Raw genomic sequence first — 9,992 nt, 5'->3', positions numbered from 1 at the left:
ACCTCCCGATCCACGCTAACCGCAAAGGCCTGCGTCCAGGCTGTGAAACGACTCTCAAAATCCTCTGGGTCGATCAGCATGAAGACACGCCGGAAGGTGTCATGGGCCGGAATGCCGTTCGGTAGCCTCAGGAAAGTCGACAGCCAGTCCGCCTTGTTCTGACCATAGAGCGCCATGTCGACCCAACTCTCGGCGCCCGCAATCACCGCGCAGACCCCAATCACCAGAATGTCGATGAGAAGGTGTTCCACCTTACCGCTGCAACGGGGATCTTCCAACTCGGAAGAATGTTCCGCAAGCTTCTTCGCCGACATCCGCACTTGCCTCCAACTATCAGGTAAGCGCGAAACCTCATGTACTTCCAACCGCAAACTTAGCCCGGTATTTCATGCGTAACCCCTGCCTATCACGCCTACCAGAGTGTGAACTATATAGCTTCACACGACGGCTTCACCCTGTATGACCTTGTCTCCTATGACCGCAAACACAATTCGAAGAATGGTCACAACAATCAGGATGGAATGGATGAAAACTACAGTTGGAACTGTGGTCATGAAGGGGATGAAGCCGTACCGTCCGAGGTGCTCGCGCTCCGCCGAAAGCAAGTTAAAAACTTTTGCTGTTTGCTGTTTCTGTCGAATGGGATCCCAATGTTCCGGGCAGGGGACGAATTCATGAACACCCAGTTCGGTAACAACAATCCCTATAACCAGGACAACGAAACGGGATGGCTTGACTGGAGTCAGTTGCAGACGAATCAGAACATATTCCGTTTCTTCAGAGGCATGATCGCATTCAGAAAGAGTCATCCTAGTCTGGGTCGTAGCAGGTTCTGGCGGGAGGACGTTTCTTGGTACGGAACTGGGCATACAGTCGACCTATCCTCCGACTAGCGTAGCGTGGCATTCTGCCTGCATGGCGGCTCTCAAGGAGATGATGACATCTACGCGATAATCAATGGCTATTGGGAAGAACTGGAGTTTCAAATCCAGGAGGGTTCGCCACAGGAGTGGATGAGAGTCGTGGACACTAGCTTGCCCAGTCCTAACGACTTCTCAGAAATTGGCGTGCCATTGGAACAGATGAATCATAAAGTTGCTCCCAGGTCGATCGTTGTTCTAACACGTCCCCAGAGGGACTAACGGTGCCTAACGCCTGGATCACTGGATCAGTAGTTTTTAGCTACTCTACTACCGGTCCGCAGAAGGATTTCAAATGCGTCGGTATCCAGCAGGTCAAGAGACCCTACGACTAGGTCAGCGGCGAGATGCTTACCGTTGCGACTCACTCCAATGCTTCGCATCCCCGCGCTACGTGCTGCTTCGACCCCAGCCACGGCATCTTCTACGACAATAGACCGATCAGGTGATACCCCGACCTGGGAAGCGGCAAGCAGGTACACTTCCGGATCCGGTTTTCCCTTGTGCACATCTTCAGCGGAGACGATGGCCTGAAAATAGTGGGCCGCCTTCAGCGATTCAACGACTACCTCGATGTTCGGACGCGGCGCCGCAGAAGCAATAGCTTGCAGCCATCCCTCTTCGTGAAGCCGGCGGACCCAATCGGAAACCCCGGGCAGCGGCGACATGCCATGTTTGCGAATGAGGTCGCGATATAGCTCTTCTTTAGCGTTTGAGATCCTCTCTACCCATTCAGAAGTCGACGCAGCGCCGAGCCACCTGGGAATGATGGAGTCATTGCGCTGCCCGAATGAGGAAAGAAACTGCTCGTGCGTGATGGGTACGCCTTCTTTCGCCATTGTGTTGCGCCAGGAGATCCAGTGGAACTCCTCTGAATCGATCAACGTCCCATCCATGTCCCAAAGTACCGCGCGCGCTGCACTCATCGGCTAATCTCCTTCGAAAGTGCCTCTTTAAGGGTTACTCCGCCGGAATGCCCCACCGTGCAGCCATCGTACAGTGTCGATCGACATGTGCGAGCTGAGCAGCGCGCGAAATTACGCGGAGCGAAACGGCCGGCTATCCGACCTTCTGGGCAACCTGGGAAAGCGCAAAGTCTTCCAGATGGCGGGCATCACTATTGAACTTGCGGATACCTTCTGCCAGCTTCTCGGTGGCCATCGCGTCCTCGTTGTGCATCCAACGAAATGTCTTCTCGTCCAGGTGGAGGCGCTCTTCTTTGCTTGCCTGCGCCTTTGCAGAATCGAGTTTACGCTCGACGACACCCTCGGTCTGCTCCAACTGCTCGAGAAGCTCTGGACTGATGGTCAACAAATCCGATCCGGCCAGGCGGACGATCTGATTCACGTTCCGGAAACTCGCCCCCATAATCTGTGTCTTGTACCCAAACTTTTTGTAGTAGTTATAGATGCGGGTAACAGAGGCAACACCGGGATCCTGGTCCGCGGGAATCTCCGCGCCGCCATGCTCCTTCTTGTACCAATCGTAGATACGACCAACAAAGGGTGAAATCAAGGTGACTGCAGCTTCCGCGCACGCGACTGCCTGTGCAAAGCTGAAGAGAAGCGTCAAATTGCAGTGGATGCCTTCCTTCTCGAGAATTTCGGCAGCTCGAATGCCTTCCCACGTGCTGGCGATCTTGATGAGGATGCGTTCCTGCGCCACGCCCTTCTCTTTGTAGAGCGAGATGAGCTTGCGAGCTTTCGCAATGGTAGCTGCGGTGTCAAAGCTCAAGCTGGCGGCAACCTCGGTAGATACACGGCCGGGGACGACCTTAAGAATCTCGCAACCGAACAGGACGAAAAGACGATCGATGAACTCCTCCGCCATTGCTTCGTGGTTGCCGCCGCGTTGTTCGGCCAGTTCGGCAGCCTCTTCCACTAAGTGCCTGTAAGTCGGCATCTGGGCGGCGTGAAAGAGAAGCGACGGATTGGTGGTGGCGTCCTGAGGCCGATGCTTGGCAATGGCTTCAATATCGCCCGTATCCGCCACAACGATAGTGTATTTCTTCAAGGAATCAAGTAACGTCATTTTAATCTCCCATCTTCAGGTTCAGCTATCTGGAGTTATTTGGGACCGTTTGCACAGGCAATCGTTTCACTTTCGAGTTGAGTAACCTTGGCTAGCCGGCGGCGATGCCGTTCCGCGCCGCTAAACTTTGCGCTAAGAAAGTTCTTCGCGCAGTCCCACGCAACGGCGACTCCCATGGTACGGCCCCCGAAACAGAGAATATTCATGGCGTCGTCCTCCACTCCCTTGGCGGGCCGAGAAGTCATCGTGACAGAGCGCCGCTCGAGCGCCGCCGACCTTATTCGCAGCTACCGAGGCTCCCACGCCGCTACCGCATACAAAAATGCCACGTTCTACTTCACCACTTGCCACCGCACGTGCGAGAGGAATCGCGAAATCCGGGTAATCATCGTCCTTGTCATATATCTTGTTGCCGAAGTCGACTACCTGGTAGCCTCCTTCCGCCAGCAACTTCGCCAGCTGCTCCTTCATTTCGAAGCCGCCGTGATCTGCGCCAACGCCCACTCTCATGATGTATTCCCTTTAGTTGCTAGGTTTGTGCAGCGCAATCTGATCCTTCGCTGCTGTTACGACGTGGTCCACGCTGAAGCCGAACTTCTTCAATAGTTGCTTGAGGGGCGCCGATGCTCCAAAGGTCTCAATACAAATGCTGCACCCCTCGGACCCGGTGTATTTGCTCCAGCCAAAATCTGACGCCACTTCCACTGATACTCGGGCTCGCACCTGCGTAGGTAGAACAGACTCGCGGTAATCCTTATCCTGATCGTCGAATAGCTCCCATGACGGCATACTGACCACTCGTGCCCGCACGCCCTCCTTAGTCAACTGCTCGTAAGCCTCCAGGCATAGCGCAACCTCGCTTCCGGTCGCGATGAGGATGACCTCGGGCGAGCCGCCGGTGGCATCCGCCAGGACGTAAGCTCCGCGAGCCAGGCCTTCGGCCGGGGCGTACTTTGTGCGATCGATCGTCGGCACCGCCTGGCGTGTGAGTACGAGCACGGCCGGCGCATGATGCAGTTGCAGGATCACCTTCCAGGCCTCGACTACCTCATTCGCATCGGCCGGCCGAATCAGGATTAGGCCAGGCATGGAACGCATGTGCGCTAGCTGTTCAATGGGTTGATGAGTTGGGCCGTCCTCGCCAACTCCAATCGAGTCGTGAGTGAACACGAAAATAACCGGAAGCTCCATCAACGCGCTCAGCCGCATAGAGCCGCGCATGTAATCGACAAAGATGAAAAATCCCGAGCCGAAGGGCCTGACCTTTACCAGACTTAGTCCGTTCAGGATGGCTCCCATGGCATGTTCACGGATGCCGAAGTGAAAATTACGTCCGGCATAGTTCTCAGCCGAGAAATCGCCCGCGCCCTCCTGCGTAATACGGGTCTTGGTAGATGGTCCGAGGTCCGCGGACCCTCCGATCAACCAGGGCATATTCTTGGCGATTGCGTTCAATGCTTTAGCCGAGGACTCACGCGTCGCCAGGCCTTTCGCGTCCGCGGGGAATTCCGGAAGGTCATGGTCCCAACCTTCAGGGAGCTGGCGGTGCTGCATGCGATAGAGCTCTTCGGCGAGTTCCGGGTACTGCTTCCGATATTCTGCGATTCGCGCGAACCAGGCGTCACGCAGCTGTTTCCCGCGCTTGCCGATGCCCTCACGGAAATGATCGTAAACGCCATCGGGCACATAGAACTTCTTATCTTCTGGCCAACCATAGTTTCGCTTCGCGAGTCGGACCTCCTCCTCTCCCAGGGGTTCACCGTGTGCCCCGCTGGTATCCTGCTTGTGCGGCGCACCGTACCCGATATGGCTGTCCACGATGATCAGCGTCGGACGGTCTTTGCAATTCTGAAAAGTTCGGAACGCGCGAGCCAGCATCTCGATATCGTTTGCGTCGCCAACCCGCGTGACATTCCATCCGTATCCGATGAAACGCGTGGCCACGTCCTCAGTGAAGGCCAGGGAAGTGTTGCCTTCGATCGTGATGTGGTTGTTGTCGTAAATCCAGCACAGATTCGAAAGTCGCAGGTGTCCGGCAAGCGAGGCCGCCTCGCTGGAGATGCCCTCCATCATGCAGCCGTCTCCGCAGAGCGCATAGACGTTGAAGTCGATAAGATCCTCGAATCCGGGGCGGTTGTAACGCGCGGCCAACCACTGCCGGCCGATCGCCATGCCCACGCTGGTGGAAACGCCTTGGCCGAGCGGCCCTGTCGTGGTTTCCACGCCCGACGTCCAGCGGTACTCCGGATGTCCGGGACAGCGGCTGTCCAACTGTCGAAACGCCTTGATGGCGTCCAGTGGCACCGACACCTCACCGAGAGTTTCGTAGTCTTTGCTGACGGCCCGGACCTCGGTCAAATGAAGCAGGGAATAGAGCAGCATGGACGCATGCCCTATCGACAGCACGAAGCGATCGCGGTTGGGCCACACGGGATCCTGCGGATCGAAGCGAAGGAACTGTTGCCAGAGAGTGTAGGCAACCGGTGCCAATGCCATGGGAGTTCCAGGATGTCCCGAGTTGGCGGCTTGTACTCCATCCATGGAGAGTGTCCGGATGGTGTTGATACTGGTCAAATCCATTCCAAGCAGCGTTGGAGTAGTTGTGGGGAGGGCTGCTACGCTCATGAAAAATCCTCTCAATTCGTTGGGTAAACTTCGTCGGTTTCGTTCTAAATTCTTAATCGGCAGTTTTGTTACGCAAGCGCCTGGGGCACCGCCTCCTCCCAACGTCCCTGCGCCTTCAGGATTAGTTCCACCACCTCGCGCGCGGTACCCCGCCCCGCAAGCCGGCGAGTGGTGAAGTGGCATACAGCCGCTAACTCAGGTGCCCCGTCGGCTACGCACACTGCCAGTCCGGCTCGCTGCGCCAGAGGAATGTCCGGCAGGTCATCGCCCATATAAGCAACCTCGTCTTCGGTCACGCCTGCCTTTTGCACGCACTCTTCGAAAGCCGCCGTCTTCTTCTCCTGTCCCAGATAAACAAAAGTGACCTTCAGCTCTTGAGCACGCTTAGCCACGGCCGGTGAATGTCGGCCGGTGAATGTCGGCCGGTGATAAAGCCTGTCTGAATCCCCATGGTGTGGGCAAGCGATAATCCTGGCCGTCCCGGGCGTTGAACACTTTCATTTTGGAGACGATCGGTTCTCCTAAGCCGTCGCCGATTGTGGCCGAGATCAGGCAGACGCCGCCATCGGTCAGCGTACCGTCTACGTCCATCAGAAAAAGTTTGATCTTACGGGCACGGACCAGTACATCAGGCGAAGCGAGGCACGCAAGACCAGTGTCAGACATAGGCGACGCTCCCGGTTTTTCTTAATGATGGACCCAATCTTGTCATCGATGTCGTAAGCAGACTCATTCACATCGCTCCGGTGATCATCGTTCCGCAATGCATATTCTGGAATTGCGCTTTCAAATGTTCGTGGCAATTCGCGCCACTCGAATCAAACGAGTTGTCGTTTGGCGATCACTCACTGCGTGGTAGATGCAATGAGTGATCGCCAAACTGCTGCCTGTCATGCTGTCGGTGTATTGTGCTTGGTGGTTGCCTGAGGGTGGCCGATTCTCCGTTGCCAGCCGCCCCTTACGCTGTTTTCAACCTAGGTGGTCGGGTGCGGCCACCTCCATTCGGTGATGTCGGGCCGGTCGATGCCGTGCTCGTAAGCGTACTGCTCGCACGCAATTCGCTGGTCGGCAAGTTCTTGGCGAACAGCGGCGGCGGTGACGCGCAAGCGAGGGATCCGATCGATGGCATCTATGGCCAGGGTGAAGCGGTCGGTCTCGTTGCGGATGGCCAATTCCAGGGGCGTGTTGATGTTGCCTTGCTCCTTGTAGCCGCGCACGTGGATGTTGTGCTGGCTTGGCCGCCTGTAGGTGAGTCGATGGATCAGCCCGGGGTATCCGTGGAAGGTGAAGATCACCGGCCTGTCCGGCGTGAAGACGGCCTCGAATTCAAGGTCCGTCAGCCCGTGCGGGTGTTCGGTGCTGGGCAGCAACTTGAACAGGTCTACGACGTTCACGACACGGATCTTCACATCGGGGATGTGCTGCCGCAGCAGGGAGGTGGCCGCCAAACACTCCACCGTCGGCACGTCGCCGCAGCTTGCCATTACCACGTCGGGCACTGTCCCCTGGTCGTTGCTGGCCCAGTTCCAGATACCCAGGCCCTTGGTACAGTGGGCGATGGCCGCCTCCATGTCCAGGTATTGCATGTCCTGCGGCTGCTTGTCTGCAACGATGACGTTGATATAGTTTTCGCTGCGGAAGCAGTGGTCGCCGACCGAGAGCAGGCAGTTGGCGTCAGGCGGAAGGTAGATGCGCACTACGCTCGGGCTCTTGTTCGCGACCACGTCGAGGAAGCCGGGGTCCTGGTGCGTGAACCCGTTGTGGTCCTGGCGCCAGACCAGGCCGCTGACCAGGATGTTGAGCGAGGAGACCTTCATCCGCCACGGTACCTCGCTGCACTTCTCCAGCCACTTTGCGTGCTGGTTGACCATCGAGTCGATGAGGTGGACAAACGACTCGTAGCTGTTGATCAGGCCGTGCCGGCCGCTCAGAATGTAGCCCTCCAGCCATCCTTCCAGGGTGTGCTCACTGAGCATCTCCATGACGCGCCCGTCCGGAGCCAGGTGGCCGCCATCGGCGTCCTCCGGGAAGTACTCGGCGAGCCAGGCCTTCTCGGTGACCTCGTACACGGCGTCGAGCCTGTTGGACTGCGACTCGTCCGGCCCGAAGAGCCGAAAGTTGTTCTTGTTCAGCCTCATGATCTCCCGCATCAGGACGCCGAGGAAGCCCGCGTTCCCCACCTGGGTTGTTCCTGGTTTCTTGACCTCGACGCCGAGAGTACGGAAATCCGGCATGTCGAGAGCCTTGCGAAGCAGCCCGCCGTTGGTGACAGGGTTGGCGCTCATCCGTCGAGTCCCCTCAGGTGGCAGCGCTCGCAGTTCCGGGATGAGCCGGCCCGCCTGATCAAAGAGCTTCTCCGGCTCGTAGCTGCGCAGCCATTTTTCCAGCAGTTGCAGGTGAGCAGGGTTGGAGTGGACGTCAGGCAGCGGGATCTGGTGCGCGCGCCAGAAGCCTTCCAGGTATTGTCCGTCCACCTTCCGCGGGGCTGTCCAGCCCTTGGGGGTTCGCAGAATGACCATGGGCCAGCGCGGCCGCGACGGCTTGCCGGTCCGCCGCGCCTCATCCTGGATCTTGCGGATCTCCAGGACGCAGTGTTCCAGGGTCGCGGCCATCGCCTGGTGCATGCTTTCGGGGTCACTGCCCTCCACAAAATGCGGGGTGTACCCGTAGCCGACGAACAGCGCTTCCAACTCCTCGCGGCTGATGCGGGCCAGCAGTGTGGGGTTGTTGATCTTGTAGCCGTTGAGGTGCAGCACCGGTAGCACCGCCCCGTCGCGGATCGGGTTGAGGAACTTGTTGCTGTGCCAGCTCGTGGCCAGCGGGCCGGTCTCGGCCTCGCCGTCGCCCACCACGGTCAGGGCGATCAGGTCCGGGTGGTCGTAGACCGCTCCGTAGGCGTGCGAGATAGAGTAGCCCAGCTCGCCGCCCTCGTGGATGCTGCCGGGGGTCTCGGGGGTGGCGTGACTGCCGATCCCTCCCGGGAATGAGAACTGCCGGAAAAAGCGTTGCAGTCCGCGCAGGTCTTCACTCTTGTCCGGGTAGACCTCGGAATATGTCCCCTCGAGGTAGGCCTGGGACAGAACCGAGGGCGCCCCGTGCCCGGGTCCGCAAACGTAGAACGCATTCAGGTCGTACTTCTTAATCAGCCGGTTGAAATGGATGTAAGTGAAGGCTTGGCCGGCATCCGAGCCCCAATGACCCAGCATGCGTGGCTTGACGTGCTCGATCTGGAGCGGCTCACGGAGCAAGGGGTTGTCCTGGAGGTACAGCATCCCCAGGCACACGTAGAGGCTGGCACGCCAATAAGCGTCTATCTTGCGAAGCTCCTCGGAACTCAGCGGCGATCCTTGGATCGTGGACCTTGCAGTTCCGTATGCGCTCAGTGATGGCGTCGTGGTTACTTCTGCTTCTGCGACATGTGTCATTTCTTACGCTCCTTGTTTCCCGACGCTGGACGCGGAATAGTTTTTTGTTTCGTCGCGCGGGGATGGCTCTTGCTCCCTGCACGTGGCGAAGGTGCTCATTGGGGTGCACGGCAGAGACCATTCGTAAGTCTTTGAAAGCAGAGCCTAACCACCACCCGAGGAGCGCCAAGACCGTGGCAAATGACAAGAGATTGGCTCGGGTGTCGTCCATTACGCTCATGTGTTCAGCGTCATAGGCGGAACGATCCGACGGTCTCGACTTTCGTATTCAATCGCGCAATCACCGGTCGTAAACGCAACATGTGTCAGAGCAGCAAACTAATCCCAAACTGGGATTCTTGAAGCCATTCCTTAGTCGGTTTCGGCGGAATACAAACAGCGACACAGCCAAGTGCGCATCATGCAAGAAGGTTCTGGAAGGTAAAACCATGCCCAGTCCAGTAAAAGTCCAGCCGGCAAGTGAAATCGGCGAAATGATCTCGCCGCTCGCGGGGAAGCCGGCTCCAAAGGAGTTGCTGATCGATCTGGGGCGTCTAGAGACGGCCTACTTCGAGGGCCGTCCCAACCCGGAGGATCCCAACCAGATGGTCGCGTTCGGCACGAGCGGACACCGTGGCTCGCCCCTGCGCAGCACCTTCACCGAGGCTCACATTCTTGCGATTACTCAGGCGATTTGCGACTACCGGCGTGAGCAGGGAACGGACGGGCCGCTCTACATGGGGAAGGACACGCATGCACTGTCCGGTCCCGCGCAGCGCACAGCCCTCAGCGTACTCGCCGCGAACAATGTGGAAACGATCATCCAGGAGAATGATGGTGTAACTCCGACTCCGGTTATTTCGCGAGCTATTCTTGTCTACAATCGCGATCGAAAACAGCATCTCGCTGACGGTATCGTCATCACACCGTCGCATAATCCGCCGGAGGATGGAGGATTCAAATACAACCCGACCAACGGTGGGCCAGCCGATACCGAGGTAACGAAATGGGT

At 57.8% G+C, this 9,992-nt stretch carries 10 protein-coding genes and 1 pseudogene; 1 reads left to right on the top strand and 10 read right to left on the bottom strand.

Features of this window, described 5'->3' with window-relative positions; genetic code table 11:
• From Q363_RS28045 to Q363_RS28010, 10 genes are all read right to left on the bottom strand, one after another.
• Window positions 1-314: ISAs1 family transposase (locus Q363_RS28045; RefSeq protein WP_035357246.1), on the bottom strand; the 314-nt coding region annotated here is incomplete at its 3' end.
• Between the two features lie 123 nt (window positions 315-437).
• Entirely contained in the window at window positions 438-809 is a 372-nt protein-coding gene (locus tag Q363_RS41405) for a hypothetical protein (protein WP_157467727.1), read from the bottom strand.
• A 359-nt stretch (window positions 810-1,168) separates the two neighbouring features.
• Complete coding sequence (locus tag Q363_RS28035) at window positions 1,169-1,846, bottom strand: HAD family hydrolase (protein ID WP_051979441.1); 678 nt, start codon at window positions 1,844-1,846, stop codon at window positions 1,169-1,171.
• A gap of 133 nt (window positions 1,847-1,979) precedes the next feature.
• Window positions 1,980-2,951 carry a transaldolase gene (gene tal / locus Q363_RS28030; RefSeq protein WP_035357245.1) on the bottom strand — a complete coding sequence of 324 codons (972 nt, stop codon included), beginning with the start codon at window positions 2,949-2,951 and terminating at the stop codon, window positions 1,980-1,982.
• A gap of 35 nt (window positions 2,952-2,986) precedes the next feature.
• Window positions 2,987-3,127 carry a hypothetical protein gene (locus Q363_RS47000; RefSeq protein WP_425387794.1) on the bottom strand — a complete coding sequence of 47 codons (141 nt, stop codon included), beginning with the start codon at window positions 3,125-3,127 and terminating at the stop codon, window positions 2,987-2,989.
• A complete protein-coding gene (locus Q363_RS28025) occupies window positions 3,084-3,461 on the bottom strand; it encodes an RpiB/LacA/LacB family sugar-phosphate isomerase (RefSeq protein ID WP_211256397.1) in 378 nt (125 codons plus the stop codon). The genes Q363_RS47000 and Q363_RS28025 overlap by 44 nt, the downstream gene beginning before the upstream one ends.
• Before the next feature lie 12 nt (window positions 3,462-3,473).
• The gene (gene tkt, locus Q363_RS28020; RefSeq protein ID WP_051979440.1) at window positions 3,474-5,576 is read right to left on the bottom strand and encodes a transketolase; all 2,103 of its coding nucleotides are present in this window, start codon (window positions 5,574-5,576) and stop codon (window positions 3,474-3,476) included.
• Window positions 5,577-5,644: 68 nt separating this feature from the next.
• On the bottom strand, window positions 5,645-5,968 hold the full coding sequence (locus Q363_RS44900; RefSeq protein WP_245632525.1) for a KdsC family phosphatase: 324 nt from the start codon (window positions 5,966-5,968) through the stop codon (window positions 5,645-5,647).
• Complete coding sequence (locus tag Q363_RS44895; RefSeq protein WP_245632524.1) at window positions 5,961-6,242, bottom strand: hypothetical protein; 282 nt, start codon at window positions 6,240-6,242, stop codon at window positions 5,961-5,963. Before Q363_RS44895 ends, Q363_RS44900 begins: the two co-directional genes overlap by 8 nt.
• A gap of 308 nt (window positions 6,243-6,550) precedes the next feature.
• The gene (locus tag Q363_RS28010; protein WP_035357241.1) at window positions 6,551-9,001 is read right to left on the bottom strand and encodes a phosphoketolase family protein; all 2,451 of its coding nucleotides are present in this window, start codon (window positions 8,999-9,001) and stop codon (window positions 6,551-6,553) included.
• Between the two features lie 428 nt (window positions 9,002-9,429).
• Between Q363_RS28010 and Q363_RS28005 the strand changes: the two are divergent.
• A pseudogene (locus tag Q363_RS28005) lies at window positions 9,430-9,992 on the top strand (phosphoglucomutase, alpha-D-glucose phosphate-specific); the annotation flags it as partial.

It is taken from the genome of Edaphobacter aggregans DSM 19364, assembly GCF_000745965.1.
Taxonomy (GTDB): domain Bacteria; phylum Acidobacteriota; class Terriglobia; order Terriglobales; family Acidobacteriaceae; genus Edaphobacter; species Edaphobacter aggregans.
Note: the sequence above shows the minus strand (reverse complement) of the source record. Positions and strands in the feature narration are given on the sequence as shown.

Excerpts from the sequence above, each read along its gene's own strand:
- Q363_RS28025 (WP_211256397.1), bottom strand. The coding sequence starts at position 3,461 with ATGAGAGTGGGCGTTGGCGCAGATCACGGCGGCTTCGAAATGAAGGAG.
- Q363_RS47000 (WP_425387794.1), bottom strand. The coding sequence starts at position 3,127 with ATGGGAGTCGCCGTTGCGTGGGACTGCGCGAAGAACTTTCTTAGCGCA.
- Q363_RS28035 (WP_051979441.1), bottom strand. The coding sequence starts at position 1,846 with ATGAGTGCAGCGCGCGCGGTACTTTGGGACATGGATGGGACGTTGATC.
- tal (WP_035357245.1), bottom strand. The coding sequence starts at position 2,951 with ATGACGTTACTTGATTCCTTGAAGAAATACACTATCGTTGTGGCGGAT.
- Q363_RS44895 (WP_245632524.1), bottom strand. The coding sequence starts at position 6,242 with ATGTCTGACACTGGTCTTGCGTGCCTCGCTTCGCCTGATGTACTGGTC.
- Q363_RS41405 (WP_157467727.1), bottom strand. The coding sequence starts at position 809 with ATGACTCTTTCTGAATGCGATCATGCCTCTGAAGAAACGGAATATGTT.
- tkt (WP_051979440.1), bottom strand. The coding sequence starts at position 5,576 with ATGAGCGTAGCAGCCCTCCCCACAACTACTCCAACGCTGCTTGGAATG.
- Q363_RS28010 (WP_035357241.1), bottom strand. The coding sequence starts at position 9,001 with ATGACACATGTCGCAGAAGCAGAAGTAACCACGACGCCATCACTGAGC.